This is a genomic window from Terracoccus luteus, from assembly GCF_003635045.1.
Classification (GTDB): Bacteria; Actinomycetota; Actinomycetes; order Actinomycetales; family Dermatophilaceae; genus Terracoccus; species Terracoccus luteus.
Genome location: NZ_RBXT01000001.1, coordinates 1,759,183 through 1,786,077 on the forward strand (window position 1 = coordinate 1,759,183; position 26,895 = coordinate 1,786,077).

Here is a 26,895-nt window from a genome sequence, read left to right on the forward strand (position 1 = left end):
AGGTCACCCGCCCGACACTACGGCCAACCTGCCCCGGGTGGAAGCGGTTCGGCCGAGTCGGTGGATGACGCGGAAGAGCCGCCCGGACGTCTCCGTCGGGCGGCTCCACCAGCCTATGCCCCGATTGTCGGGGTCGGTGACACGGGCTCTCGTCAGACGTCGCCGCCGAGGTAGGCCGCCTTGACCGCCGGGTCGGCGGCGAGGTCGCGCCCGCTGCCCTCCCGCACGATCTCGCCGGTCTCGAGGATGTAGGCCCGGTGGCTGCGCTTGAGCGCCTGCGCCGCGTTCTGCTCGACGAGCAGCACCGTGGTCCCCTGGCTGTTGATCTCCGTGACGATGTCGAAGATCTGCTGGATCAGCTTGGGGGCCAGACCCATCGACGGCTCGTCGAGCAGCAGCAGCTTCGGCTTGGCCATGAGGGCCCGCCCCATGGCCAGCATCTGCTGCTCGCCGCCCGACATCGAGCCGGCCGCCTGGTTGCTGCGCTCCTTGAGCCGTGGGAAGAGCTCGAAGACGCGGTCGAGGTCCTGCTTGACCGCCTTGCTCTTGCGGTCCTTGCGGGCGTAGGTCCCCATCTCGAGGTTCTCCATCACCGTCATGCCGACGAAGCACCCGCGCCCCTCGGGCGACTGCGCGATGCCGAGCGCCGGGCGCTCGTGCGACGGCAGCTCGGTGATGTCCTTGCCGTCGAACATGATCGACCCGGCCCGCACCGGCCGCAGGCCCGAGACCGTCTTCATCGTCGTCGTCTTGCCCGCGCCGTTGGCGCCGATGAGGGTGACGATCTCCCCCTCGTCGACGGTGAAGCTGATGTCGCGGATGGCCTCGATGCGTCCGTAGTTGACGCACAGGCCCTTGACCTCAAGAAGCATTGTCCTCATCCACTCCCAGGTAGGCGGCGATGACCGTCGGGTTGTCGCGGATCTCGGCGGGGCTGCCCTCGGCGATCTTGCGACCGAACTCGAGCACGACGATCCGGTCCGTGACGCCCATGACGAGCTTCATGTCGTGCTCGATGAGCAGCACCGTGTAGCCCTGGTCGCGGATGGTGCGGATCAGCTCCATCAGCTTGATCTTCTCCGCCGGGTTGAACCCGGCGGCGGGCTCGTCGAGGCAGAGCAGCTGCGGGTTCGTCGCCAGCGCCCGGGCGATCTCGAGGCGCCGCTGGTCGCCGTAGGGCAGGTTGCGTGCGAGCTCCTCCGCCTTGGCGTCCAGTCCCATGAAGGCGAGCAGCTCCATGGCGCGGTTGTAGCCGCTCTCCTCCTCGCGCCGGTGCTTCGGCAGCCGGAACATCGCCGAGACGACCCCGGTGCTGTGGTGCGCGTCGACCCCGACCATGACGTTCTCCAGGGCCGTCATGTTCGCGAACAGGCGGATGTTCTGGAAGGTGCGGGCGATGCCGAGCTTGGTGATGGCGAACTTCTTGCGGCGCCCCAGCGGCTTGCCGAGGAAGCGCACGCCCCCAGAGGTCGGCTGGTAGACGCCGGTCATGACGTTGAAGCACGTCGTCTTGCCGGCGCCGTTCGGGCCGATGAGCCCGAGGATCTCGCCCTTGCGGATCTCGAAGCTGACGCCGTCGAGGGCGACGACACCGCCGAAGCGCAGGGTGACGTCGTCGACCTCGAGCAGCTTCTCGCCGTCGGCGACACCCTCCCCGATCGGCTCGGGGGCGATGTCGACGTCGGGGTTGATGGCCGTGACGTCGGATGCCGGGCCGCCGGCCGTCGCCGGACGGCTCGCGGGTGCCCCGGTCGTGGCGTCCGTGGTGGCGTCGGTGGTGGGCTCAGGCATGGACCTCTCCTTCCTCGAGGGCGGCCTGTCTCTCGTCGGCCTTCTTCACGCGTCTGCTCCGCCGTGGCGGGATGAGACCCTGCGGCCGGAAGATCGCCAGGAGCATGAGGGCGAGGCCGAACACGAGCACACGGAAGTCGGCGAACTCACGGAAGCGCTCCGGGAAGTAGCTGACGACGATGGCGCCGAGCACGACGCCCCACCGGTTGCCCTGGCCACCGACGACGACGGCGGCGAGGAACAGGATGGACAGCAGCAGCTCGAAGCTCTGCGGGTTGATGAACCCGGCCTTGCCGGCGAAGAGCGCCCCCGAGAGACCACCGATGGCCGCGCCCAGCGAGAAGGCGAGCAGCTTGAAACGGAAGGTGGGCACGCCCATGAGCTCGGCGGCATCCTCGTCCTCCCGGGTGGCCTCCCACGCACGACCCACTCGGCTGTTCTTGACGAGGATGTCGAAGACGAGCACGAGGGCGATGACGACGAGGGCCAGCCAGTAGTACGGGATGAAGTCGCCGATGCCGAACTTGAGGAACGTCGTCGTCGCGTCGAGGTCGACGACGGGCACGCCGGTGTCCCAGCTCAGGCTCGGGACCTCGAACAGCTCGGCCCCCGGCGGGCGGGGGATGTTCGAGATGCCCTGCTGACCGCCGAGCCACTGCGAGTTGACCAGCGTGAGGCGCACGATCTCGCCGAAGCCGAGGGTGACGATGGCGAGGTAGTCGCCGCGGACCCGCAGGGTCGGCGCGCCGAGGACGACGCCCGAGACCATCGCCACGACGATGGCGATGGGCACGGTCCAGAGCCACGGGATGTTGGCGTGCTCCGAGCTGAGCACGCCGACCGTGTAGGCGCCGACGGCGTAGAAGCCGACGTAGCCGAGGTCGAGCAGGCCGGCGTACCCGACGACGATGTTGAGGCCGAGGGCCACGAGCACGTACGTCGCGACGGTGAACAACACTCCACCGAAGTCGGAGTCGGCCGTCGTGATGAACGGGATGTTGAGCAGCGGCAGCGCGAAGAGGAACACCGCGAAGAGCACCCACAGCACGACCTTGACCGGCGTGGGCAGCCCGCTGACGCGGTTCTTGAAGGCGTCCCCTCGGGGGCCGCGCTTCGCGGCCACGGTCGAGGTGCTCATGCGCGCGCCTTTCCGAGGGACTCACCGAGCAGGCCGGTGGGTCGGAACAGGAGGATGACGACGAGCAGCACGAAAGCGACGACGTCCTTCCACTGCGTGCCGACGATGGCCGACCCGTAGTTCTCGGCCAGCCCGAGGATGAAGCCACCGAGCAGGGCGCCCCGCAGGTTGCCGATGCCGCCGAGGACGGCGGCCGTGAACGCCTTGACGCCGAGGATGAACCCGACGTCGTAGCGGGTGATGCCGATGCGCAGCAGGTAGAAGACCGCCGCGGCGCCGGCCATGACACCTCCGACGAGGAAGGTGACCTGGATGACGCGGTCGCGGTTGACGCCCATGAGGGCCGCGGCCTCGGGATCCTGGGCCACCGCCCGGATGCCGCGCCCGAGGCGAGAGCGCTTGACGAACTGGTCGAGCACGATCATGACGGCGACGGCGCCGAGGATGACGAGGATGTCGACGTTGGTGACGTTGTAGCCGCCGATGTTGAAGAGCGGCTCCTTGCGCATGATGTCGGGCAGACCGACCGCGTTGCGCGAGTTGCGCACGTAGCTGCGCAGCTCGTCGTCGAGCCCGACCCAGCCGGCGATCTTCTCGCGCAGGCCCATCGCCTCCGACAGCACGAAGCTGGCGCCGATGGCGGAGATGAGGGCGACGAGCGGAGGCGCGTTGCGCTTGCGCAGCGGCCGGTAGGCCACGCGCTCGAGCACAACGGCGATGAGGCCCGACATCGCCATGGCGGCGATGAACATCATAGCGATCCAGAAGACCACCTGCCCGACGCTGCCGCCCGCCTTGCCCCCGAGGAGCATGACGACCCACAGGGCCGCGAAGGTGCCGAACATGAAGACCTCGGAGTGCGCGAAGTTGATGAGGCGCAGCACGCCGTACACGAGGGTGTAGCCGAGGGCGATGAGGGCGTAGACCGCGCCGAGCGTGATGCCCGTGATGGTCAGCGCCGCGAAGTTGTCGATGAGGAACTGCATCCAAGACCTCCTGGGGCCGGGTGCGAGGGCAGGAACGGCGCGGCGGGAGAGCGGGGCTCATCCGCCGACAGGGGCGGCCGGAGCGCTGGCTCCGACCGCCCCTGTCAGACGTCGTTCGTTACTTGATCTCGCCGGCGGAGACGATCTTGCCGCTCTCGACCTTGTAGGCGAAGACCTTGACGTCGGCCGACTCGCCCTTGTCGTCGAACTTGAGCTGCTTCGTCACGCCCTTCTCGTCGTAGCTCTTGACCCAGTCGACCATCGTCTCGCGGGTCTTGCCGGCGCCGATCCCGTTGAGCAGGATGGTCGCGGAGTCGTAGCCCTCACCCGAGTAGGTGTTGGGGTCCTCGTTGAACTTCTTCTTGTACGCGGCCTGGAACTCCGGGGCCACGTCGGCCGGCACGCAGGGGCAGGTGATGATGGTGCCCTCGGCGGCGTCGCCGGCGTTGTCGAGGTAGCTCTGGTCCTTGACGCCGTCGGCCACGACGAACGTGCCCTTCCAGCCGGCGTCGCGCAGCTGCTTGATCATCGGTGCGGCCTCGGGCGAGTACCCGCCGAAGAACACGGCGTCGGCGCCCGACGAGGTCACCTTGGTGACGGTGGCGCCGAAGTCGGTCTGCTTCTGCTGGATCGTGTCGTTGCCCACGACGGCGGAGCCGAGGTCCTGGCGCACGATGTCGGCCAGGCCCTTGCCATACTCGGAGGCGTCGTCGATGACGAACGGCTTGCTCGACTTGAGGGTGTCCTTGATGTACTTCGCGGCCGCGGGGCCCTGCGTCGAGTCGTTGCCGAGGGCACGGAAGAACGTCTTCCAGCCGTTGTCGGCGAGGGCCGGGTTGGTGGCCGACGGGGTGATCGTGACGAGGCCCGCCTCGTTGAACAGCGGGTCGGCGGCCTTGGACTCACCGGAGAAGGCCGGGCCGACGATGCCGACGACCTTCTTGTCGTCGATGGCGTTCTTGGCCAGCGCGGGGGCCTGCGTGGGGTCACCCTGCGAGTCGTAGTTCGCCAGCGCGACCTTGCAGTCGGGGTGCTTGGCGTTGTAGTCGTCGAGGGCGAGGTTGACGCCGTTCTGGATGTAGATGCCGAGGTTGGCGTTGGGCCCGGTGAGGGCGCCGAACATGCCGATCTTGAGGTCGCACGCCGCGGCGGACGACGCACCGCCGCTGCCGCCGGCAGCGGGGGTGCTGGAGCTGCCACCCGTGGTGCCGCAGGCACCCAGGGCAAGGGCCGCGACGGCGAGCGGCATGGCGAGCTTGAGGTGGGAACGCACGAGAGTCCTCCTGATGTCACACGTCCCTCGGGCGAGGGTTGTGTCGGAGACTAGGCCACGGTTTCGCACACGTCAGCAAAAAACACGCCGGGAAACCGTGTCGTGACCTACTCCTTACACGCGCGAAGCGCACCTGCCGCAGGCTCGCCCGTGCGCCGCCGTCACGACCGGACGGCCGGAGTCGACCGCAGGTGCAGGAAGTCCCGGTGCCGGATGCCGGGTGGCCGGCAGCGACGGCCCCGGCTGACGGGGTGCCGCGACGCCCGGTTCAGGAGGCGGGGAAGCCGTTGATGACGGCCTCCGCGACCTCCTTCATGCCGAGGCGGCGGTCCATGGCCGTCTTCTGGATCCAGCGGAAGGCGTCGGCCTCGCTCAGCTTGAGCTGGGTCATCAGCGTCCCCTTGGCCCGGTCGACGAGCTTGCGCGTCTCGAGCCGCTCGCCGAGATCGGCGATCTCGGACTCGAGGGCCTTCATCTCCTGCCAGCGAGAGTGGGCGATGTCGATGGCGGGGCGCAGGTCGTCGGCGGTGAACGGCTTGACGACGTAGGCCATGACGCCGGCGTCACGGGCGCGCTCGACGAGCTCGGTCTGCGAGAAGGCGGTGAGCATGATGACCGGGCAGAGCTTGGTCTCGTGCAGCGCCTCGGCGGCCGAGAGCCCGTCCATGATCGGCATCTTGACGTCCATGATGACGAGGTCGGGCTTCAGCTCGCGGGCGAGCTCGACGGCCTGCTCGCCGTTGCTCGCCTGGCCGACGACGTCGTAGCCGAGCTCGCCGAGCATCTCGACGAGGTCGAGGCGGATGAGCGTCTCGTCCTCGGCGACGAGGATGCGGGTGCCACCCGACGCGGACGCACCCGAGGACTCCCCGGCATCCGGGCTCTCGGCCGCGGTCGGCGTGGTCGGCTCGGTGGGCTCGCCGGCCGGTGCGGCCGGCGCGGCGGTGTCCGTGGCGCCGGTGGCGGTCTTCGCCGCCCGGCTCGGACGGGCCGGCGCCTTGGGCTTGCCGGTGGTCTCGTCGGGCGCGGCCGTGGTGCTGTCGTCGGTGCTCACGGTCGAAGCCTAGCGAAACCGGCGTCTCGCGCGAGCCGCGGGTTCGTCACCCGTGGACGCCGTCGCCCGTCGCCGGCGGATGACCCCGCGCGTGACGTCGTCGGCTGGTGCCGAGGGCGGGACTCGAACCCGCACGGCCTTGCGGCCAGAGCATTTTGAGTGCCCCGTGTCTGCCATTCCACCACCCCGGCGCTGGTGCCGGGCCAGCATACGGCCCGGCCGGTCACCGGCTCAGCCGGTGACCTCCTCCGGCCGGTAGGCCGGCGCGGCCCGGTTGACGGCGTCGCCGGCGCGGTGCACGCGCAGCGCGTTGGTCGAGCCGGGGATGCCGGGGGGCGAGCCGGCGACGATGACGACGCGGTCGCCCTCGACGACGCGGCCCTCGGGCAGCAGCTTGAGGTCGACCTGCATCGCGAACTGGTCGGTGTGGTGCATCCGCGGCACGAGGTAGGTCTCGATGCCCCAGACGAGCGCGAGCCGCGAGCGGGTGCGCGCGTCGGAGGTGAAGACGAGCATCGGCAGATGCGGGCGGACGCGGGACATGCGCTGCGCGCTGTCGCCCGTCTCGCTGAAGGTGATGAGGAACTTCGCGTCGACGACCTCACCGATCTCGACGGCGGCCTTGGTGATCGCGCCCCCGACCGTGTGCGGGGTCGTCTTGAGGCGGGCGATCTTGTCGTAGCCGTGCTCCTCGGTGCTGGCGATGATGCGCGCCATCGTCTGCACGGCCTGGATCGGGTAGGCCCCGACCGACGTCTCGCCCGACAGCATGAGGGCGTCGGCGCCGTCGAGCACCGCGTTGGCGGCGTCGGAGGCCTCGGCCCGGGTCGGGCGGGCGTTCTCGATCATCGACTCGAGCACCTGCGTCGCGACGATGACGGGCTTGGCGTCCTTGCGGGCCAGCTCGATCGCCGTCTTCTGCACGAGCGGCACCTCCTCGAGCGGCATCTCGACGCCGAGGTCGCCACGGGCGACCATGATGCCGTCGAAGGCGCGGACGATCTCGGGGAGGTTGGCCACCGCCTGCGGCTTCTCGATCTTGGCGATGACGGGGATGCGGAACCCGAACTCGTCCATGATCGCGTGCACGTCGACGATGTCGTCGGCGCTGCGGACGAACGACAGGGCGATCATGTCGGCGCCGAGGCGCATCGCGAACCGGAGGTCGTCGACGTCCTTCTCCGACAGGGCGGGGACGCTGACGGCGACGCCGGGCAGGTTGATGCCCTTGTTGTTGCTCACCACGCCCCCGACGACCGTCTCGGCGATGACGTCGGTGTCGGTGACGTCGACGGCGCGGAGCATGACCTTGCCGTCGTCGATGAGCAGCATGTCGCCGGGGTTGACGTCGCCCGGCAGGCCCGCGTACGTCGTGCCGACCTCGTTCTCGTCGCCGTCGACCTCGCGGGTGGTGATGGTGAAGCGCTGGCCCGGGGCCAGGGTGACGGGGCCCGACTTGAACCGCGCGGTGCGGATCTTCGGGCCCTGCAGGTCGACGAGGATGCCGACGGCGCGGCCGGCCTCGTCGCTCGCGGCGCGCACGCCGTCGTAGACCTGCTCGTGCACGGAGTGCTCACCGTGCGAGAGGTTGAGACGGGCCACGTCCATGCCCGCGTCGACGAGGGCCTTGAGCTGTTCGGGGGATGATGTCTTGGGTCCGATCGTGCACACGATCTTGGCTCGACGCATGGGTCCGATCCTATTGGCCCTGGTGACCGCGCTCACGACACGGGTCAGATGCCGGATGCCGGTGGGCCCGGCATCCGGCCGTCGGTGCCCTCGCGACGCCCTCGGGACGCCCTCGGGACGCCCGTGGTACGTCCTTGGTGCGCCCCTCGGGCGGGGTCAGACGGTGAGCGGACGGTCCGTCGGGCCGATCGGGCGCGGCAGCGAGCTCGACCCGGTGAGCCACGCGTCGACCCCGGCGGCGGCCGCACGGCCCTCGGCGATGGCCCACACGATGAGCGACTGGCCCCGGCCGGCGTCACCGGCGACGAAGACGCCGGGCACGCTGCTCATGAAGTTCTTGTCGCGTCGGACGTTGCTGCGCTCGTCGAGGTCGACGCCCAGCTGCTCGACGACACCCTCCCCCTGCGGGCCGAGGAAGCCCATGGCGAACAGGACGAGCTGCGCCGGGATGGTGCGCTCGGTGCCGGGCTTGCCGGTGGGGCGCCCGTCGACGAACTCGACCTCGGTGAGGCGCAGCCCGGCGACGTGGCCGTCGTCGTCGCCGACGAACTCGGTGGTGCTCACCGCGTACATGCGGTCGCCACCCTCCTCGTGGGCGCTGGCGACGCGGTAGACCATCGGGTAGGTGGGCCACGGCTGGCTCTCCGGACGGTCACCCCCGGGCTGCGGCATGATCTCGAGGCTCGTCACCGAGCGCGCACCCTGGCGGTGCGACGTGCCGATGCAGTCGGCGCCGGTGTCGCCGCCGCCGATGACGACGACGTCCTTGTCGGTGGCGAGGATCTGGCCCTCGACGGTCTCGCCGAGCGCGGCCCGGTTGCCCTGCGGGAGGAAGTCCATCGCCTGGTGGATGCCGGCGAGCTGGCGACCCTCGGCCGCGAGGTCGCGCGGGACGGTCGAGCCGATGGCAAGCACGACGGCGTCGTAGCGGTCGCGCAGCTGCTGCCCGGTGAGGTCGGTGCCGACGGCGACCCCGTTGCGGAAGCGGGTGCCCTCCTGCTCCATCTGGCGCAGGCGGCGGTCGAGCACCGCCTTCTCCATCTTGAACTCGGGGATGCCGTAGCGCAGCAGACCGCCGGGCTTGTCCGCGCGCTCGAAGACCGCGACCGTGTGACCGGCCCGGGTCAGCTGCTGGGCGGCGGCGAGCCCCGCCGGGCCCGACCCGACGACGGCGACCGTCTTGCCCGACAGGCGCTCCGGCGGCAGCGGGCGCACGAGCCCGTCGTCGAAGGCGCGGTCGATCGTCGTGACCTCGATCTGCTTGATCGTCACGGCCGGCTGGTTGATGCCGAGCACGCAGGCGGCCTCGCACGGGGCGGGGCACAGCCGGCCGGTGAACTCGGGGAAGTTGTTCGTGGCGTGGAGGCGCTCGATGGCGTCCTCCCAGTCGCCCTTCCACGCGTGGTTGTTCCACTCGGGGATGAGGTTGCCGAGCGGGCACCCGGAGTGGCAGAAGGGGATGCCGCAGTCCATGCAGCGGCCGGCCTGGCGCTGCAGCTGGCCGAGGTCCTGCTCCTCGTACACCTCCTTCCAGTCGCGGATGCGCACGGGGACGGGCCGCCGCTTGGGCAGCTCGCGCTCGCGGACGGTGAGAAAGCCTTGCGGGTCAGCCACGGGATGCCTCCATGATCCGGTTCCACACCTCGGTGCCGTCGGGGTCGAGCCCCTCCTGCTGCGCCCGGGCGCGCACGTCGAGCACGCGCTGGTAGTCGCGCGGGAGCACGAGGGTGAAGCGTTCGCGGGCCGAGGCCCAGTCGTCGAGCAGGGCCTGCGCCACGGGTGAGCCGGTCCACCGGGCGTGCTCGCCCAGCAGGCCCCGGAGCACGTCCTCGTCGTCGGGCCGCAGGCCAGAGAGGTCGACCATCTCGGTGTTGACGCGCTCGGCCCGCAGGTCGAGCACGTACGCGACCCCGCCGGACATGCCGGCGGCGAAGTTGCGGCCGGTCGGGCCGAGCACGACGGCGACCCCACCGGTCATGTACTCGCAGCCGTGGTCGCCCACGCCCTCGACGACGGCCTGGGCCCCGGAGTTGCGGACGCAGAAGCGCTCGCCGACGAGGCCGCGCAGGAACAGCTGGCCCGTCGTCGCGCCGTAGCCGATGACGTTCCCGGCGATGACGTTGCGCTCGGCCACGAGGGTGCTGCGCTCGTCGGGGCGGACGACGACGCGCCCGCCCGACAGGCCCTTGCCGACGTAGTCGTTGGCATCGCCCTGGAGGTCGATCGTGACGCCGGCCGGGAGGAAGGCGCCGAACGACTGGCCCCCGGAGCCGGTCATCGCGAGCTCGACCGTGTTGTCGGCGAGCCCGTGCGGGTGCGCCTTGGTGACGTGGTGGCCGAGCATCGTGCCGACCGTGCGGTTGACGTTGCGCACGGCGATCTCGGTACGCACCCGCTCGCCGTTCTCGATCGCTGGTAGGGCCCGGCTGACGAGCTCGTTGTCGAGCGCCTTGTCGAGCGCGTGGTCCTGGCCGGCCGACTGGTGCAGCGTGCCACCGGTCGGGTTGTCGGCGACGGCGAGGATCGGCGAGAGGTCGAGCCCGGAGGCCTTCCAGTGCGCGATCGCCTTCTCGAGGTCGAGGCTACCGACCTGCCCCACGGCATCCTCGACGGAGCGGAAGCCCAGGGCGGCGAGGTGCTCGCGCACCTCCTCGGCGATGTACTCGAAGAACGTCTCGACGAACTCCGGCTTGCCCGAGAAGCGGGCCCGCAGCTCGGGGTTTTGGGTCGCGATGCCGACGGGACAGGTGTCGAGGTGGCAGACGCGCATCATGACGCAGCCGGAGACGACGAGCGGCGCCGTGGCGAAGCCGAACTCCTCGGCCCCGAGCAGCGCGGCGACGACGACGTCACGGCCGGTCTTCAGCTGCCCGTCGACCTGCACGACGATGCGGTCGCGCAGCCCGTTTAGCACGAGCGTCTGCTGCGCCTCGGCGAGGCCCAGCTCCCACGGGGCACCGGCGTGCTTGAGGGAGGTGAGCGGCGAGGCCCCGGTGCCGCCGTCGTGGCCCGAGATGAGGACGACGTCGGCGTGCGCCTTGGACACGCCGGCCGCCACGGTGCCGACCCCGATCTCGGAGACGAGCTTGACGTGGATGCGCGCCGCGGGGTTGGCGTTCTTGAGGTCGTGGATGAGCTGGGCGAGGTCCTCGATCGAGTAGATGTCGTGGTGCGGGGGCGGCGAGATGAGACCGACGCCCGGCGTCGAGTGCCGCGTCTTGGCCACCCACGGGTAGACCTTGTGCCCGGGCAGCTGGCCGCCCTCGCCGGGCTTGGCGCCCTGCGCCATCTTGATCTGGATGTCGTCGGCGTGGGTGAGGTAGAGGCTGGTCACACCGAACCGGCCGGAGGCGACCTGCTTGACGGCGGAACGGCGCTCGGGGTCGAGCAGGCGGTCGACGTCCTCCCCGCCCTCGCCGGTGTTCGACCGGCCGCCGAGGTGGTTCATCGCCACGGCGAGGGTCTCGTGGGCCTCCTGCGAGATCGAGCCGTAGCTCATCGCGCCGGTGTTGAAGCGCTTGACGATCTCGCTGACCGGCTCGACCTCCTCGATCGGCACGGGCAGTCGGCCGGTGACGCCGGTGGGCTTGAAGGCCATGAGCCCGCGCAGCGTCATGAGTCGCGAGGTCTGGTCGTCGATGCGGCCGGTGTACTGCTTGAAGATGTCGTAGCGCCGCTGGCGGGTGGAGTGCTGCAGACGGAAGACCGTGTCGGGGTCGAACAGGTGCGGCTCGCCCTCGCGGCGCCACTGGTACTCGCCGCCGACGTCGAGCACGCGGTGCGGCTGCTGCACGCCCTCGGGCGGGTAGGCCTTGGCGTGGCGCTCGGCCGTCTCGCGGGCGATGACCTCGAGACCGACGCCGCCGAGCTGGCTCACGGTGCCGGTGAAGTACGCGTCGACGAGGTCCTGGCTCAGGCCAATGGCCTCGAAGACCTGGGCGCCGCGGTACGACGCGACGGTCGAGATGCCCATCTTCGACATCACCTTGAGCACGCCCTTGCCGAGCGCCTTGATGAGGTTCGCGACCGCCTTCTCGGGGGTCACGCCCTCGATCTCACCGGCGCGGACGAGGTCCTCGACGGTCTCCATGGCGAGGTAGGGGTTGACCGCGGCGGCGCCGTAGCCGATGAGCAGCGCGACGTGGTGCACCTCGCGGACGTCGCCGGCCTCGACGAGCAGACCGACCTGCGTGCGGGTCTTCTCGCGGATGAGGTGGTGGTGCACGGCCGCCGTCAGCAGCAGCGACGGGATCGGCGCGAGGTCGCGACCGGAGTCGCGGTCGGACAGCACGACGAAGCGGGCGCCGCGCCGGATGGCGGTGCTCACCTCGGCGAAGATCTCGTCGATGCGCTCGCGCATCGCCCGCGCCCCGCCGGTGACGTCGTAGAGGCCGCGCACGACGTGCGTCGCGTAGCCCGGCAGGTCGCCGTCGGCGTTGATGTGCACGATCTTGGCCAGCTCGTCGTTGTCGATGACCGGGAAGTCGAGGACGAGCTGGCGGGCGTGCGACGGCGAGGCCGACAGGGCGTTGCCCTCGGGGCCCATGTAGGTGCCGAGCGAGGTGACGAGCTCTTCGCGGAGCGCGTCGAGCGGCGGGTTCGTCACCTGGGCGAAGAGCTGGGTGAAGTAGTCGAAGAGCAGCCGCGGCCGCGAGCTGAGCACGGCGATCGGGGTGTCGGTGCCCATCGAGCCGAGCGCCTCACCGGCCGAGCGGGCCATCGGCGTGAGCAGGATGCGGAGGTCCTCGGTCGTGTAGCCGAACGTCTGCTGGCGTCGCGCGACCGACGAGGCGGTGTGCACGATGTGCTCGCGCTCGGGCAGGTCGTGCAGGCGGATCAGGCCGGCGTGCAGCCAGTCGCCGTAGGGCTTGGCGGCGGCGAGCTGGCCCTTGATCTCGTCGTCGCTGACGATGCGCCCGTGCTCGGTGTCGACGAGGAACATCCGGCCCGGCTGCAGGCGGCCGCGCTGGACGACGGTCGAGGGGTCGAGGTCGATGACGCCCGACTCGGACGCGAGCACGACGAGGCCGTCGTCGGTGACGGAGTAGCGCCCGGGGCGCAGGCCGTTGCGGTCGAGCACCGCACCGACGAGGGTGCCGTCGGTGAAGCAGACGTTGGCGGGCCCGTCCCACGGCTCCATGAAGGTGGAGTGGAACTCGTAGAACGCCCGCCGCGCCGGGTCCATCGTCTCGTGGTTCTCCCACGCCTCGGGGATCATCATGAGCACGGCGTGGGGCAGCGACCGGCCACCGAGGTGCAGCAGCTCGAGCACCTCGTCGAAGCTGGCCGAGTCGCTCGCGTCGGGCGTGCAGATCGGGAAGATGCGCTCGAGGTCGCCGGGGATGATGTCGGAGGTGAGCAGGCTCTCTCGGGCCCGCATCCAGTTGCGGTTGCCCTTGACGGTGTTGATCTCGCCGTTGTGCGCGATCATCCGGTAGGGGTGCGCGAGCGGCCACGACGGGAAGGTGTTCGTCGAGAACCGCGAGTGCACGAGGGCGAGCTCGGTCGTGAAGAGCGGGTCGGACAGGTCGGGGAAGAACGGCTCGAGCTGGCCCGTCGTCAGCATCCCCTTGTAGACGATGGTGCGTGAGCTGAGCGAGGCGAAGTAGACGTCGACCTCGTGCTCGGCGCGCTTGCGCAGGCAGAACGCGAGCCGGTCGAGGCCGATCGAGACCTGGCGGCCGATGGCGCTCGTGACGAAGAGCTGCTCGAAGACGGGCATGCACGCGCGGGCGACGGCCCCGACGAGACCGGCCTCGACGGGGACCGCGCGCCAGCCGAGCACCTTGAGGTTCTCGCTCGTGGCGATCGACTCGATGCGGGCCTTGGCCTCGGCGCGGGCGTCGTCGTCGGCGGGCAGGTAGGCGATCCCCGCGGCGTACGCCCCGGCGCCCGGCAGCGCGAACGGCACGTTGGCCGAGAAGAACTCGTCGGGGATCTGAGTGAGGATGCCGGCGCCGTCGCCGACGAGCGGGTCGGCCCCGGTCGCGCCTCGGTGGTCGAGGTTGCGCAGCGCGGTGAGCGCGTGGTCGACGATGTCGTGGCCGGCCGTCCCGCGCATCGTGGCGATGAGGGCCACGCCGCACGCGTCGTGCTCGAACTCGGGCCGGTACAGCCCGGAGCGCTGCGGCGCGGCGCTGAAGAGTGCGCGGGAGGTGGTCTGCGGCGACATGTTCACCGTCCTTCTGAAGGGTCCCCTGACATGGCGAAGGGCGTGTGGGCAGCGCTGGCCACAGGCGTGGGGGGAACGATACTGGAGGCGGCCGCCGTCCTACCTGTTGATACGGCGGATTCCGGCATCTGAGACGCCACGCTCAGGAACGGGGTCGCTCCGACCGCTCGACCGCCGCATCGAGGGACCGCTCGACCGATGGGTCCGCCGGCTCGTCCACGCCGCCGTCACGGTCGGCGGGGTCGTCCGAGGCGTCCGGCTCGGCCGTCCGGATCGGGTCGCCGCCGTCGGCCGGTCCGGCGTCGACGCCGTCACGGGTGTCGGCCGCGGGAGCCGGCCCACCGGCATCCGCCTCACGCCGGGCGAGGCGCGCGCAGCGGAACCAGAGCCACACCCCGAGGGCGAAGACGAGCAGCGAGACCCACGTGTTGACCCGCTGGCCGAGGATGCGGTTGGCCTCGTCGGTGCGCAGGTTCTCGATGACGATGCGACCGACCGGGTAGCCCATGACGTACGCGGCGAAGGTCTGGCCCGGCCGCAGGTCGCGGTGGCGCCCCAGCCAAAGCAGGACGGCGGCGAGGACGAGGCACCACAGCGCCTCGTAGAGGAAGGTCGGCTGGAAGTAGCCCTTGACGACGGGGTTGCCCGCGGCGTCGACGACGGCCCGGCCCGCACCGGAGTCCCACTCGTAGATCTTGAGCTTCCACGGCAGATCGGTCGGCGAGCCGTAGATCTCGTTGTTGAACCAGTTGCCGAAGCGGCCCATGGCCTGGGCGATCGCGATGCCCGGGGCGGCGGCGTCGGCGAAGTCGCGGAAGGTGACGCCGTTCTTGCGACAGCCGATGAGCGCGCCGACGGCACCGAGCGCGATGGCGCCCCAGATGCCGAGGCCGCCCTCGTAGATCGCGAAGGCCCGCCACGGGTTGCCGCCCTCGCCGAAGTACGGCTGGGGGGTGGTGATGAGGTGGTAGAGACGACCGCCGAGGATGCCGAACGGCACCGCCCACGCGGAGATGTCGATGGCCACGCCGGCGCGGTGGCCGCGCGCGGCGAGGCGGCGCTGGGTGAGCCAGACGGCGACGACGATGCCGAGCAGGATGCAGAGGGCGTACCCGCGGATCGGCAGCGGCCCGAGGTGCCACACGCCGACCGAGGGCGAGGGGATCTCGGCCGGCACCACGGCGGCGAGCTGCCCGCGGATGCCGGTGGGCAGGGTCGGCATGGTCAGCAGGGTCGGCAGCGCCGCCAGGGCGGTCACCGTCCGCGCCGCACGCCGTCGGCGAGCTCGCGGGCGAGGGCGCCGACGGCCTCGATGCCGGCCTCGGGGCTGCTCGCCTCCGTGAGGCAGCGCACGAGCGCCGACCCGACGATGACCCCGTCGGCGAAACGGCCGATCTCGGCGGCCTGGTCGCCGCTCGAGACGCCGAGCCCGACGCAGACCGGCAGGTCGGTGGCCTCGCGGGTGCGCGCCACGAGCTGCTCGGCGGCGGCGTCGACGCTGGTGCGGGCGCCGGTGACGCCCATCACGGCCGTGGCGTAGACGAAGCCGCGGCACTGGGCCGTGACCTTGGCCAGCCGCTCGGGCGTCGAGCTGGGGGCGACGAGGAAGACCTTGTCGAGGTCGTGGGCGTCGGCGGCGGCGATCCACTCGCCGGCCTCGTCGGGGATGAGGTCGGGCGTGATGAGGCCGGCTCCCCCGGCAGCCTCCACGTCGGCGGCGAACCGCTCGACCCCGTAGCGCAGCACCGGGTTCCAGTACGTCATGACGAGCGCCTCGGCGCCGGCCTCCTGCACCGCCTTGACGGCGGTGAAGACGTCGCTGAGGTGGACACCGCCCTCGAGGGCGCGCACGGCGGCGTCCTGGATGACGGGCCCGTCCATGACGGGGTCGCTGTACGGCACGCCGATCTCGACGATGTCGACCCCGGCCTGCACCATCGTGCGCATGGCCTCGATCGAGCCCTCGACGGTCGGGAAGCCGACGGGCAGGTAACCGACGAGTGCCGCGCGGTTCTCCGCACGGCACCGGTCGAGGACGTCGGCGACGCTCACAGCTTCTCCCCCGTGCCCTTGGCGCCCGGGTCGTCGGCCACCCGGCCCGGCCGGTCGGTGTCGAGCATCCCGAACCACTCGGCCGCGGTCTGCACGTCCTTGTCGCCGCGACCCGAGAGGTTGACGAGGATGACGGCCTCGGGCCCGAGCTCGCGGCCGAGCTTCATCGCCCCGGCGAGGGCGTGGGCGCTCTCGATGGCCGGCAGGATGCCCTCGGTGCGCGAGAGCAGCGCGAACGCCTCCATCGCCTCGTGGTCGGTGACGGGCCGGTACTCGGCGCGGCCGCTCTCGAGCAGGAACGCGTGCTCGGGTCCGACGCTGGGGTAGTCGAGCCCGGCCGAGACGCTGTGCGACTCGACGGTCTGGCCGTCGGTGTCCTGCATGACGTAGGTGAAGGCGCCGTGCAGCACCCCGGGGACCCCGGTCGAGAACCGGGAGGCGTGCTTGCCGCTGTCGACGCCCGAGCCACCGGCCTCGAGCCCGACGAGGCGCACCTGCCGGTCGTCGAGGAAGCGGTGGAAGATCCCCATCGCGTTCGAGCCGCCGCCGACGCAGGCGCAGACGACGTCGGGCAGCCGGCCGACGAGGTCGAGCACCTGCTGGCGCGCCTCGACGCCGATGACGCGGTGGAAGTCGCGCACGAGCTCGGGGAACGGGTGCGGCCCGGTCACGGTGCCGAGCACGTAGTGGGTCGTCGAGACGTTGGCCACCCAGTCGCGGAAGGCCTCGTTGACGGCATCCTTGAGCGTCTTGCTGCCGGTGTCGACGGGCACGACGGTGGCGCCGAGCAGACGCATGCGCGCGACGTTGAGGGCCTGGCGCTCGGTGTCCTTGCGGCCCATGTAGACGACGCACTCGAGGCCCATGAGGGCGGCCGCCGTGGCGGTCGCGACGCCGTGCTGGCCGGCGCCGGTCTCGGCGATGACGCGCGACTTGCCCATCCGCTTCGTCAGCAGCGCCTGGCCGAGCACGTTGTTGATCTTGTGCGAGCCGGTGTGGTTGAGGTCCTCGCGCTTGAGGATGACGCGGGCGCCGCCGCAGTGCTCGGCGAACCGGGGGACCTCGGTGATGATGCTGGGCCGGCCGGTGTACGTGCGGTGCAGCCGCTCGAGCTCGCCGACGAACTCCGGGTCGACGACGGCCTTGCGCCAGACCTCCTCGAGCTGCTCGAGGGCCGGGACGAGCGCCTCGGGGACGTAGCGGCCGCCGAAGGCGCCGAAGCGGCCCTGCAGGGCCTGCTCGAGCGCCGCCGCCGGGCTGTTCGCGGTGGGTGTGGTGGTCATCGGGGACCAGCTCCCGTCTGTGCTGTCGTCTGGGCTGAGGTCGTCTGAGAGGTGGGCGCACCCGCCGTGGCCGCCGGGTCCGCCGGGTCCGCCGTGGCCGACGCGCCGCGCACGGCGGCGGCCGCCTCGGCGAAGGCGCGGATCGCACCCGTGGGGTCGCCGTGGCGCACGAGGGCCTCGCCGACGAGGACGGCCCCCGCACCGGCCCGCACGTACGTCTCGACGTCGGCGGGGCCGGTGACGCCCGACTCGGCGACGGCGACGACGCCGGCCGGGATGCGCGGCAGCAGGTCGGTCACGGTGCGCGGGTCGACCTCGAGGGTCTTGAGGTTGCGCGCGTTGACCCCGACGAGGGCGGGGCCCAGGGCGAGCGCGCGGTCGAGCTCGGCCGCGTCGTGCACCTCGACGAGCGCCGTCATCCCGAGGCTGCGGGCCTGCTCGTGCAGGTCGCGCAGCAGGGCGTCGTCGAGGGCCGCCACGATGAGCAGGACGAGGTCGGCGCCGTGGGCGCGGGCCTCGGTCACCTGGTAGGCGTCGACGGTGAAGTCCTTGCGCAGCAGCGGAGTCGGCACGGCCGACCGCACGACGTCGAGGTCGGCGAGGCTGCCGCCGAAGCGGCGCTGCTCGGTGAGCACGCTGATGGCGCTCGCTCCCCCGGCCGCGTAGGCGCGCGCGAGGACGCCCGGCTCGGGGATGTCGGCCAGCGCGCCCTTGCTCGGGCTCGACCGCTTGACCTCGGCGATGACGGCCACGCCGTGCGCGGCCCGCATGCCGGGAACGGGGTCGAGCGCCGGCGCGACGTCGGCCAGCCGGGCCTCCAGCGAGGCGAGCGAGGTGGTGGCGCGGCGCTGGTCGAGGTCGTCGCGGACGCCGTCGATGATCCCGTCGAGAACCGTCCCCACGGGGCTCAGCTCTTGCCGCGGGTGTCGGCGCCGACCTCGTCGGGGGCGTCGGCGAAGGCACCACCGGCCTGCGCGTGGTGGCCGTCGCTGCCGTAGCCGGCCATCGAGAGGATCTTGCCGAGGGCGGCACCGATCACCATGACGACCGCACCGATGATCCCCACGACGAGGTTCGGGATGACGACGGCGACCGAGGCGATGGCGGTGCCCAGCAGGATGACCCCCACCGACACCCACGCGGCGGTGCTGTGGCCGTGGTTCTCGTCGTGATCTGCCATGAGGGACCTCTCTTCGTTCACGTCGCGCCGGTGCCGGCGCGGACATTCCCATTGTGTCAGGTGGTGCGGATGCCGGTGAGCGCGGCCGGGCGTGAGGGTGGCCACGCCGTGACCCGCCGGCCCCGGGTCGTCCCCGGGCTGCCCGCGGGTCGTCCGCGGGTCGTCCATAGGCGGCCGACGGGCGGTGGTGGTGCGGCCGGCGTCAGCCGCGGCTCGGTCGCTCGTCGTCGCCGAGGGTGGGGTCGCCGCCCTCGCTGAGCTCGTCCCACACGGTGCGCACCTGGCCGCGCGGGCCGCTCTCGGGCTTCGCGGCGGCGGTCGTCGTGCCGCGCTCGTAGCGACCGGACAGCCCGGCCCAGGAGCGGCTCGAGACGGCGGTCAGGGCGGCGCCGGCGACGAGGGCGACCGCGCTGACGAGGGCGAGCCACGCCCACGTCGTCGTCTGGCCGACGGCGTCGGGGGGCGTGGTGCGGGCGAGCTCGCGGGCGACGGCCTCGGCGACCGTCTGCGACGGGCGCAGCGCGGCGACGACGGTGAAGGCGGCGGCGCCGAGGGCGGCGAGCACCATGACGCCGGCCGACACGGCCCGGATGACGCGGCCGCCGGTCATGAGGCCGAGCAGGGCCACGACGGCGACCGCGGCCAGGCCGACGACGCCGGGCGCGGCGGTGCCACCCGAGACGGTCTTGGCGCCGGCCGACAGCACGTCGTCGGCCCGCCCCGTCGCCCAGGGGCGGGTGGTCAGGGCGAGCACGAGGACGGCGGGCACGAGCACGGCGACGGAGGCCCGCCGCTTGTCGAGGTGGCCGCGACGGGGGCGGGCGGGCGACGCCTCGGCGGGCGTACCGGCATCCGGCCCGCTCGTCGTCAGCCCGGCGGTGCGGCCTTCGCTGGTGGGCTCGGCCCCCTCGGGCGCAGGCCCGGTCATGCCTGCACCGGCCGCAGCCCGCCGGCGGCAGCGATGGCGCGCAGGGCGGCGGCCGCCTTGTTGACGGTCTCCTCGTACTCGAGGTGGGGCACGGAGTCGGCGACGATGCCGGCACCGGCCTGCACGTGGGCGAGGCCGTCCTTGACGAGAGCGGTGCGGATGGCGATGGCGAGGTCGAGGTCGCCGGCGAAGTCGAGGTAGCCGACGACGCCGCCGTAGAGGCCGCGGCGCAGGCCCTCGTAGCCGTCGATGAGGGCCATCGCGCGGGGCTTGGGCGCGCCGCTCAGGGTGCCGGCGGGGAAGGTGGCGACGAGCGCGTCGTAGGCCGAGGCACCCTCGCGCAGGTCGCCGACGACGGTCGACTCGATGTGCATGATGTGGCTGTACCGGCGCACCGACATGAAGTCGACGGTGTCGACGCTCCCCGGGCGGCAGATGCGCTGGAGGTCGTTGCGCGAGAGGTCGACGAGCATGAGGTGCTCGGCGCGCTCCTTCTCGTCGGCGAGCAGCTCGTCGGCGAGGTGGGCGTCGTGGTCGGGGCTCTTGCCGCGCGGCCGCGACCCGGCAATGGGGTGGGTGATGGCCTGGCGGCCGGTGACCTTGATGAGGGCCTCCGGGCTCGAGCCGACGACGTCGTAGACGCTGCCGTCGGGGTGCGGCAGGCGCAGCAGGTACATGTAGGGACTGGGGTTGCTCACCCGCAGGGCGCGGTAGACGTCGAGCGCGTCGGCCGGGCACGGCACGGTGAAGCGCTGGCTGACGACGATCTGGAACGCCTCGCCGGCCCGGATGGCCTCCTTGGCCTGCTCGACGGTGTCCTCGAACTGCTGCTGCGTGTGGCTGCTGCGCGGGTCGGACGCAACGGGCTCGATGGTCGCGACCGTGCTCGGGGCGGGGGCGGCGAGCTCGGCGGTCATGCGGTCGAGGCGGGCGACGGCGTCGGCCCACGCCTGCTCGATGCGCTCGTCGGTGGCGTCGTGGTTGATGGCGTTGGCGACGAGCAGCAGCGAACCGTCGCTGTGGTCGAAGACGGCGAGGTCGCTCGCGAGCATCATCGCCAGCTCGGGCAGGTCGAGCTCGTCGCGGCCGTCGTCGGGCACGCTTTCCCACCGCCGGACGGCGTCGTAGGTGATGGCGCCGACCATGCCGCCGGTGAGCGGCGGCAGCCCGGGGATGCGCGCGGTGGCAAGGGTGGCGACGGTGTCGCGCAGGGCGGCGGTCGGGTCGCCGTCGGTGGGCAGCCCGACCGGGGGCGTGCCGATCCAGTGGGCGCGACCGTCCTGCTCGGTGAGGGTGGCGGCGCTGCGGGCGCCGACGATGGAGTACCGCGACCACACGCCGCCGTGCTCGGCCGACTCGAGCAGGAAGGTGCCCGGCTCGTCGCGGGCCAGCTTGCGGTAGACCCCGACCGGGGTCTCGGCGTCGGCGAGCAGCCGGCGCACGACCGGGACCACCCGACGCCGCTCGAGGGCGAGCTCGGTGAAGACGGCGAGGCTGGGCCACGTGACGCCCCACGTGAGGTCGGCGTGCGGGGCGGGCACGGCGGTCGCGGCGGGCGCCGCCCCCGGGTCTGCCGTCGGGGCGCTGGTCACGGTGGTCGGTTCGGGCACCCGGCCATTCTCCCCCACCCCCGACCCTGCCCCCGTCGAGAGGGCACGTAGCCCCCGTCGAGAGGGCGCGTAGCCCCCGTCGAGAGGTCAGCCGGCGGCGGCCGGGGCGGGCGCACCCGCGGTGGCGGGCAGCATCCGGGCGTCGAAGCACGTGCGGTCGCCGGTGTGGCACGCCGCGCCCTCCTGGTCGACGGTGACGAGCAGGGCGTCGCCGTCGCAGTCGAGGCGCACACCCTTGACCCACTGGACATGGCCGCTCGTGTCGCCCTTGCGCCAGTACTCGCTGCGGCTGCGCGACCAGAACGTCACGCGGCCCTCGGTGAGGGTGCGGTGCAGCGCCTCGTCGTCCATCCAGCCGAGCATGAGCACCTCGCCCGTGTCGTGCTGCTGCACGATCGCCGCGACGAGCCCGTGGTCGTCGCGCTTGAGCAGGGCGGCGACGCTCGGGTCGAGCCCGAGCGGCTCGGGCGACGCCTCGACCCGGTCCACCGACGTGGCCCCCTCCGGGTCGGCGGCGTCGGTGGAGTCGGTCGGCTGGTCGCTGGTCACCGCGACATTCTGCCCGTGCGGCTGCAGGTTGCGATCACCCGGCCGATCAACTGGCCGATCAACTGGCATCGGGTGCTGTCCCCACGACACCGGGTGCCGGCTGATCCGCCAGCTGATCGGCGGTCGACCGGATGCCGGGTGGCCGGGTCGGGCCTGCACCTTTCCCAGCCGTGGCGGGCGATCGAGGCGGATGCCGTCAGACGCTGGCCTGCTGCGCCACCCACGACTCGTGCAGCCGTGAGTAGACGCCGCCCTGGCGCACGAGGTCGCGGTGCGGTCCGCGCTCGACGATGCGCCCGGCATCCACGACGATCACCTCGTCGGCGGCCTGCGCCGTCGAGAGCCGGTGCGCGATGGCGATCGACGTGCGGCCGCGCGTCAGCGAGTCGAGGGCCCGCTGCAGTCGCACCTCGGTGCCGGGGTCGACGGCCGAGGTCGCCTCGTCGAGCACGAGCAGGTCGGGGTCGGCGAGGTAGGCGCGGGCGAGGGCGACGAGCTGGCGCTCCCCCGCCGACAGCGACTCGCCGCGCTGGCCGACGTCGGTGGCGAGGCCGAACGGCAGGGTCGCCACCCAGGCGTCGAGCCCGAGCTCGGTCAGGGTGAGGCGCACGTCGTCGTCGGTGGCCTGCGGCCGCCCGAAACGCAGGTTGTCGAGCAGGGTGCCGTCGAAGAGGAAGCCCTCCTGCGGCACCAGCACGACCCGCTGGCGCAGCGACGAGAAGCGGATGCCGTCGAGCTCGGCGCCGTCGAGCAGCACCCGGCCGGTGGTCGGGTCCATGAGCCGGGTGAGCAGCTTGGCGAGGGTCGACTTGCCCGACCCCGTCTCGCCGACGATGGCGACCCGGCTTCGCGGTGCGATGGTGAGGTCGATGTCGTGCAGCACCGGCTCCCCGCCCGGGTAGGCGAACCCGACGCCGTCGAACTGGACGGTGATCGGCCCGCGGGGCAGCTCGACTCCCTCGTCGCCCGGGTCGGCGACGTCGGCCGGGGTGTCGATGATGCCGATGACGCGCCGCCAGCCGGCGACCGCGTTCTGCATCTCGTTGAGGATCTCGGTGGCCTGCTGGACGGGCTGGGTGAAGAGGTTGACGAGGAAGAGGAAGGCGAGCAGCTCGCCGAGCGTCAGGCTGCCGCGGGCGGCGAGGACGGTGCCGACGACGAGCACGACACCGGTGGTCAGGCCGGACACGAGCTGGCCGGACGTGAAGGCGATGACCGAGCGGGCCTGGGCGCCGATGGCGGCCTTGCGGTGCTCCTCGATGGCCGCGTCGATGCGCACGGAGGTGCGGTCCTCGACGCCGTACGCGCGGATGGCCTGGGCCCCGACGACCGACTCGGAGATGGCCCCGAGCATGTCGCCGACCCTCTCGCGCACCTTCGTGTACGCGCGCCCGACGATGCCCTGGAACTTGCGGATGATGATGAACAACGGCACGAAGCACAGCCAGACGACGAGCCCGAGCACCGGGCTGTAGATGACCATGAGCACGGTGGCGAGGCTGATCTGGGCGATGTTGACGAGCAGCATGAGCCCGCCGAACTGCACGAACGTCGAGATGGTGTCGACGTCGGAGGTCACGCGCGAGACGAGCGACCCGCGCCGCTCGCTGTTCTGGGTGAGCATCGCGAGGTCGTGGATGTGACGGAACGCCCGGATGCGCAGCGTCGACAGCCCGTTCTCGGAGGCGCGGAAGAGGCGCACGTTGACGAAGTAGGCCGACAGGGCGGTGACGACGACGCCGACGAGGGCGATGCCGATGTAGCGCGCGACGGCGCCGGTGTCCGGCCCACCCTCGGCGAGGATGCCGTCGTCGGTGATGCGCTGCACGACGAACGGCACGAGCACCCGGCCGAGGGTCGAGAGCACGGCGAGCACGACCGTGACCCAGATGCCCTTCTTCAGCTCGGGCGAGAGGTGCACGCCCCGCTTGAGGGTGGCCCACGTCGTGAGCGCGGGACCGGTGTCGATGCCGTGGTGCTCGACGACGGGGGCGGACCTCAGGCTCATCGGGAGACCTCCTCGTCGGCGGCGATGGCGTCGCGCTCGGCGGCCTCACGGGCGTAGGCGGTGACGAGCCGCTCGTAGCCGGCGCAGCGCGAGACGAGCGTGTCGTGGGTGCCGTGGTCGACGACCCGGCCCTGCTCCATGTAGACGACCTCGTCGGCGAGCAGGATTGTCGCCATGCGGTAGGCGACGACGAGCACGGTGGTGCCCGAGCTCTGCTCGCGCAGCCGGGCGAGGATGGCCTGCTCGACGCTCGGGTCGACGGCTGACGTCGCGTCGTCAAGCACGAGCAGCTGCGGGTCGCGGATGACGGCCCGGGCCAGGGCGATGCGCTGGCGCTGGCCGCCGGAGAGGCTCGCGCCGCGCTCGCCCACGTGGGTGTCGAGGCCCTGTCCGAGCTGGCGAACGAAGCCGGTCGCCTGGGCGACCTCGAGCGAGCGCCACACCTTCTCGTCGTCGTGGTCCTGCCCGAGGGTGACGTTGCCGCGCACGCTGTCGTCGAACATGAAGGTCTGCTGTGCGACGAGGGCGGCCACGTCGCTGACACCGCCGCGGCGCACCTCGCGCAGGTCGACGTCGTCGACGAGCACGGCCCCGGTGTCGGGGTCGACGAGGCGCATGACGAGGTTGGTCAGGGTCGACTTGCCCGAGCCGGTCGGCCCGACGAGCGCCACGGTGGAGCCGGGAGCGACGTCGAGGGTGACGTCGACGACCGCGGCGTTGAGGTCGGGGTCGCCCTGCTCGGTCTCGATCTCGTACGCGTAGGCGAGGCCCTCCGCCTGCAGGTGGCCGGCGTGGCCCCGGGGCAGCTCGCGGGAGCCGTACTCCATGCTGCCGGTCGCGTCGAGCACGGCGCTGACGCGCCTCCAGCCGACGACGGCACGGGGCAGCTCGGCGAGCACCCAGCCCAGCGCCCGCACCGGGAAGGCGAGGATGGAGAAGAGGTAGGCGATCTGCACGACCTCGGCGGCCGACAGCTGCCCGCTGCGCACCCGCAGCGTGCCGACGAACAGCACGGACAACGTGCCGATGGTGGGGATGGCCTCGATGGCGGGGTCGAAGCGCCCGCGGGTGCGGCCGACCTCGATGTTCGCGTCGCGCAGCTCGTGCGTCACCGCGCGGAACCGCTCTGCCTCGTGGTCCTCACGGCCGAGCGACTTGACGATGAGGGCCGCCTCGAAGCTCTCGTGGGCGACCTCCGACACGTCGGCGCGCAGCTGCTGGGCCCGGGTCACCCGGGGCGACATCGCCCGCTGGAAGGCGACGTTGGCGACGAAGAGCATCGGGAAGACGAGCAGGCCGACGAGGGCCAGCCACGGGTCGACGACGACCATCTGCACGATGCCGAAGACGAGCATGACGACGACGCCGAGGGCCATCGGCAGCGGCGCGAAGATGTTCCACGTCGCCTCGACGTCGGCGTTGGCGTTCGAGAGCAGCTGGCCCGACGGGTGGCGGTGGTGCCAGGCGAGCGGCAGCCGCAGGTACTGGCGGGTGACCCGCTGCCGGTACATCGCACCGAGGTTGTACATCGCCACACCACCGGCGATGCGCCGCCCGATGACGCCGACGATCGTCGTCAGCACCACGGCGCCCATCACCCCGCCGATGAACCACAGCTGCCCCGCGGTCACGCTGCGGGACTCGATGGCGGGTGTGACGGCCTCGCGGACGACGTAGCCGATGGCCGCGGCGGTCAGGCTCGTCATGACGCCGTAGATGACGCTGCCGACGACGGCGACCGCGAACCACCGCGGTTGTCCCTTGATGCCCCGGCCGACGACGGCCAGTCCCTCGCGCAACGACGCGCCGGCGGGTGGGTTCACGTGGTGCTCTCCTGTTGACGTCATGTCGCGGGCCGGTGGGCCTCAGCGACCCTTCAGCCTCTCACGCGCCACCGACAGTGCCGTCCTGCGTCACCCGTGGCCCCCTCGTCGGTACCCAGTAGCGCGCACTCCCGTCACGGATGCCGGCCGGTCGCCCGCCCGCGCCGACGATCGTCCGCGTCGAGGCGAGGTTGTCGACCTCGCACGTGAGCAGGACCGCCCCCAGCCCACGTCGCGCGGCGATCCCGAGAGCCGAGCGCAGCGCCGCCGACGCGACCCCCCGACGGCGGGAGCCGGGCGCGACCGCGTACCCGACGTGCCCCCCGCGCACGACGAGGCCCTCGTTGAGCGCGTGGCGCACGGCGATGGTCCCGACCACCCACCCACCGACGAGGACCCACCGGTACGAGCTCGGGACGCGGCCGGGCGACCACCCGTGCGGCCCCTCCTGGTCGACGAGCCACTCGACCCACAGCCCGAAGCGGTGCGGGTCACGCAGGCTGGTGCGCTCACCCGGTCGCAGCCCCGACCCGTGGACCTCCTCGCCGGCGAAGGCGTCGACCATCGCCCACCACGAGGGCGCGAGGTCGGTGGTGGGCCGGACGAGCTCGACGGGCTCGACAAGCGCAGGACGGGGGTCGGCGGGCGCTGGCACCGCACGAGCGTACGGAGCCCGGCGACCCGGCATCCACGGGTTTGGTTGGATGGGAGCATGACCCGCCACGCCCAGTCCGAACGCCGACTGCTCGCCGACGAGCTCGAGCGCCTGGGGCCGGACGCGCCCACCATCAACGAGGGGTGGCAGGCCAAGGAGCTGGCCGCCCACCTCGTGCTGCGCGAGACCCGCCCCGACCTCATCGCGGGTGCGTTCGTGCCGTTGCTCTCCGGCCGCCTCGACCGGGCGATGGCCCAGACCGCCTCCGGCGACTGGCGCACGCTGGTGCAGAAGGTCCGCTCGGGCCCACCGTCGTGGAACCCCATGTCGTTCGCGGCAGTGGACGAGAAGGCCAACCTCACCGAGTTCTTCGTCCACCTCGAGGACCTGCGCCGGGCCCAGCCCGACTGGCAGCCCCGCGACCTCCCCGGCGACAAGGAGGAGGCGCTCTGGGGCCAGCTCAAGGCCGCCGGGCGCCTCGTGCTGCGCAAGGCCCCGACGGGTGTCGTGCTCGTCGCCGACGGCCTGGGCCGGCACGCCGCCAAGGGCCCGGGTGAGCGCGGCACCGTCGTGCTGCGCGGCGAGGTCGGCGAGCTCGTCATGGCCGTCTTCGGCCGCGAGCGCGTGGCCGACGTCGTCATCGAGGGCGACCCCGTCGACGTCGCGGCCTTCCGCAGCGCCGACCTCGGGGGCTGACCCGCTCG

At 72.0% G+C, this 26,895-nt stretch carries 21 protein-coding genes and 1 tRNA gene; 1 reads left to right on the forward strand and 21 read right to left on the reverse strand.

From position 1 onward, the window contains the following. Window positions 1–152: 152 nt before the first annotated feature. The 21 genes from DFJ68_RS08055 to DFJ68_RS08155 form a co-directional block, all read right to left on the reverse strand. A complete protein-coding gene (locus DFJ68_RS08055; protein ID WP_121032298.1) occupies window positions 153–872 on the reverse strand; it encodes an ABC transporter ATP-binding protein in 720 nt (239 codons plus the stop codon). Beyond that, window positions 862–1,791, reverse strand: coding sequence for an ABC transporter ATP-binding protein (locus tag DFJ68_RS08060; protein ID WP_121032299.1), 930 nt, complete (start codon window positions 1,789–1,791; stop codon window positions 862–864). Before DFJ68_RS08060 ends, DFJ68_RS08055 begins: the two co-directional genes overlap by 11 nt. Next, window positions 1,784–2,929 (reverse strand): branched-chain amino acid ABC transporter permease, encoded by a 1,146-nt coding sequence (locus DFJ68_RS08065; protein WP_121032300.1) that lies wholly within the window; start codon window positions 2,927–2,929, stop codon window positions 1,784–1,786. Before DFJ68_RS08065 ends, DFJ68_RS08060 begins: the two co-directional genes overlap by 8 nt. Then, on the reverse strand, window positions 2,926–3,915 hold the full coding sequence (locus DFJ68_RS08070; RefSeq protein ID WP_121032301.1) for a branched-chain amino acid ABC transporter permease: 990 nt from the start codon (window positions 3,913–3,915) through the stop codon (window positions 2,926–2,928). The genes DFJ68_RS08065 and DFJ68_RS08070 overlap by 4 nt, the downstream gene beginning before the upstream one ends. Window positions 3,916–4,033: 118 nt before the next feature. Further along, the gene (locus tag DFJ68_RS08075; RefSeq protein WP_245963534.1) at window positions 4,034–5,188 is read right to left on the reverse strand and encodes a branched-chain amino acid ABC transporter substrate-binding protein; all 1,155 of its coding nucleotides are present in this window, start codon (window positions 5,186–5,188) and stop codon (window positions 4,034–4,036) included. 268 nt (window positions 5,189–5,456) lie between these two features. Then, complete coding sequence (locus DFJ68_RS08080) at window positions 5,457–6,020, reverse strand: ANTAR domain-containing response regulator (protein ID WP_121035205.1); 564 nt, start codon at window positions 6,018–6,020, stop codon at window positions 5,457–5,459. A 327-nt stretch (window positions 6,021–6,347) separates the two neighbouring features. Next, window positions 6,348–6,433: transfer RNA gene (locus DFJ68_RS08085), tRNA-Leu, on the reverse strand. 40 nt (window positions 6,434–6,473) lie between these two features. Next, the gene (pyk, locus tag DFJ68_RS08090) at window positions 6,474–7,931 is read right to left on the reverse strand and encodes a pyruvate kinase (RefSeq protein WP_121032302.1); all 1,458 of its coding nucleotides are present in this window, start codon (window positions 7,929–7,931) and stop codon (window positions 6,474–6,476) included. A gap of 156 nt (window positions 7,932–8,087) precedes the next feature. Continuing rightward, window positions 8,088–9,545, reverse strand: a complete 1,458-nt coding sequence (locus DFJ68_RS08095) for a glutamate synthase subunit beta (RefSeq protein WP_121032303.1) — start codon at window positions 9,543–9,545, stop codon at window positions 8,088–8,090. Beyond that, window positions 9,538–14,103, reverse strand: a complete 4,566-nt coding sequence (gltB, locus tag DFJ68_RS08100; protein WP_121035206.1) for a glutamate synthase large subunit — start codon at window positions 14,101–14,103, stop codon at window positions 9,538–9,540. The genes DFJ68_RS08095 and gltB overlap by 8 nt, the downstream gene beginning before the upstream one ends. A 142-nt stretch (window positions 14,104–14,245) precedes the next feature. Then, window positions 14,246–15,325 (reverse strand): prolipoprotein diacylglyceryl transferase, encoded by a 1,080-nt coding sequence (lgt, locus tag DFJ68_RS08105; protein WP_121035207.1) that lies wholly within the window; start codon window positions 15,323–15,325, stop codon window positions 14,246–14,248. A gap of 32 nt (window positions 15,326–15,357) precedes the next feature. After that, window positions 15,358–16,155 (reverse strand): tryptophan synthase subunit alpha, encoded by a 798-nt coding sequence (gene trpA / locus DFJ68_RS08110; RefSeq protein ID WP_121032304.1) that lies wholly within the window; start codon window positions 16,153–16,155, stop codon window positions 15,358–15,360. Continuing rightward, a complete protein-coding gene (gene trpB, locus DFJ68_RS08115) occupies window positions 16,152–17,438 on the reverse strand; it encodes a tryptophan synthase subunit beta (protein ID WP_121032305.1) in 1,287 nt (428 codons plus the stop codon). Before trpB ends, trpA begins: the two co-directional genes overlap by 4 nt. Beyond that, window positions 17,435–18,340, reverse strand: coding sequence for an indole-3-glycerol phosphate synthase TrpC (gene trpC / locus DFJ68_RS08120; protein WP_121032306.1), 906 nt, complete (start codon window positions 18,338–18,340; stop codon window positions 17,435–17,437). The genes trpB and trpC overlap by 4 nt, the downstream gene beginning before the upstream one ends. 5 nt (window positions 18,341–18,345) lie before the next feature. Further along, on the reverse strand, window positions 18,346–18,618 hold the full coding sequence (locus tag DFJ68_RS08125) for an HGxxPAAW family protein (protein WP_121032307.1): 273 nt from the start codon (window positions 18,616–18,618) through the stop codon (window positions 18,346–18,348). 202 nt (window positions 18,619–18,820) lie between these two features. Then, window positions 18,821–19,546: a Trp biosynthesis-associated membrane protein gene (locus DFJ68_RS08130; protein ID WP_121032308.1), complete on the reverse strand. Its 726-nt coding sequence runs from the start codon at window positions 19,544–19,546 to the stop codon at window positions 18,821–18,823. Next, window positions 19,543–21,087 (reverse strand): anthranilate synthase component I, encoded by a 1,545-nt coding sequence (locus DFJ68_RS08135; protein WP_245963777.1) that lies wholly within the window; start codon window positions 21,085–21,087, stop codon window positions 19,543–19,545. Before DFJ68_RS08135 ends, DFJ68_RS08130 begins: the two co-directional genes overlap by 4 nt. 156 nt (window positions 21,088–21,243) lie before the next feature. Then, complete coding sequence (gene hisI, locus DFJ68_RS08140) at window positions 21,244–21,645, reverse strand: phosphoribosyl-AMP cyclohydrolase (RefSeq protein ID WP_245963778.1); 402 nt, start codon at window positions 21,643–21,645, stop codon at window positions 21,244–21,246. A 256-nt stretch (window positions 21,646–21,901) separates the two neighbouring features. After that, the gene (locus tag DFJ68_RS08145; protein WP_121032310.1) at window positions 21,902–23,713 is read right to left on the reverse strand and encodes an ABC transporter ATP-binding protein; all 1,812 of its coding nucleotides are present in this window, start codon (window positions 23,711–23,713) and stop codon (window positions 21,902–21,904) included. After that, entirely contained in the window at window positions 23,710–25,560 is a 1,851-nt protein-coding gene (locus tag DFJ68_RS08150; protein WP_170165723.1) for an ABC transporter ATP-binding protein, read from the reverse strand. Before DFJ68_RS08150 ends, DFJ68_RS08145 begins: the two co-directional genes overlap by 4 nt. A 37-nt stretch (window positions 25,561–25,597) precedes the next feature. After that, a complete protein-coding gene (locus tag DFJ68_RS08155) occupies window positions 25,598–26,191 on the reverse strand; it encodes a GNAT family N-acetyltransferase (RefSeq protein ID WP_121032312.1) in 594 nt (197 codons plus the stop codon). 57 nt (window positions 26,192–26,248) lie between these two features. On the opposite strand from DFJ68_RS08155, the gene DFJ68_RS08160 reads away from it, so the two are divergent. After that, a complete protein-coding gene (locus DFJ68_RS08160; RefSeq protein WP_121032313.1) occupies window positions 26,249–26,887 on the forward strand; it encodes a TIGR03085 family metal-binding protein in 639 nt (212 codons plus the stop codon). The last annotated feature ends 8 nt before the right edge of the window (window positions 26,888–26,895 follow it).

What these genes read in the sequence shown, in the direction of transcription:
- DFJ68_RS08070 (WP_121032301.1), bottom strand. Translation starts at nt 3,915, where the DNA reads ATGCAGTTCCTCATCGACAACTTCGCGGCGCTGACCATCACGGGCATC.
- DFJ68_RS08160 (WP_121032313.1), top strand. Translation starts at nt 26,249, where the DNA reads ATGACCCGCCACGCCCAGTCCGAACGCCGACTGCTCGCCGACGAGCTC.
- lgt (WP_121035207.1), bottom strand. Translation starts at nt 15,325, where the DNA reads ATGCCGACCCTGCCCACCGGCATCCGCGGGCAGCTCGCCGCCGTGGTG.
- DFJ68_RS08145 (WP_121032310.1), bottom strand. Translation starts at nt 23,713, where the DNA reads ATGAGCCTGAGGTCCGCCCCCGTCGTCGAGCACCACGGCATCGACACC.
- DFJ68_RS08065 (WP_121032300.1), bottom strand. Translation starts at nt 2,929, where the DNA reads ATGAGCACCTCGACCGTGGCCGCGAAGCGCGGCCCCCGAGGGGACGCC.
- DFJ68_RS08125 (WP_121032307.1), bottom strand. Translation starts at nt 18,618, where the DNA reads ATGGCAGATCACGACGAGAACCACGGCCACAGCACCGCCGCGTGGGTG.
- DFJ68_RS08060 (WP_121032299.1), bottom strand. Translation starts at nt 1,791, where the DNA reads ATGCCTGAGCCCACCACCGACGCCACCACGGACGCCACGACCGGGGCA.
- DFJ68_RS08055 (WP_121032298.1), bottom strand. Translation starts at nt 872, where the DNA reads ATGCTTCTTGAGGTCAAGGGCCTGTGCGTCAACTACGGACGCATCGAG.
- gltB (WP_121035206.1), bottom strand. Translation starts at nt 14,103, where the DNA reads ATGTCGCCGCAGACCACCTCCCGCGCACTCTTCAGCGCCGCGCCGCAG.
- DFJ68_RS08130 (WP_121032308.1), bottom strand. Translation starts at nt 19,546, where the DNA reads ATGACCGGGCCTGCGCCCGAGGGGGCCGAGCCCACCAGCGAAGGCCGC.
- trpB (WP_121032305.1), bottom strand. Translation starts at nt 17,438, where the DNA reads ATGACCACCACACCCACCGCGAACAGCCCGGCGGCGGCGCTCGAGCAG.
- pyk (WP_121032302.1), bottom strand. Translation starts at nt 7,931, where the DNA reads ATGCGTCGAGCCAAGATCGTGTGCACGATCGGACCCAAGACATCATCC.
- DFJ68_RS08150 (WP_170165723.1), bottom strand. Translation starts at nt 25,560, where the DNA reads ATGACGTCAACAGGAGAGCACCACGTGAACCCACCCGCCGGCGCGTCG.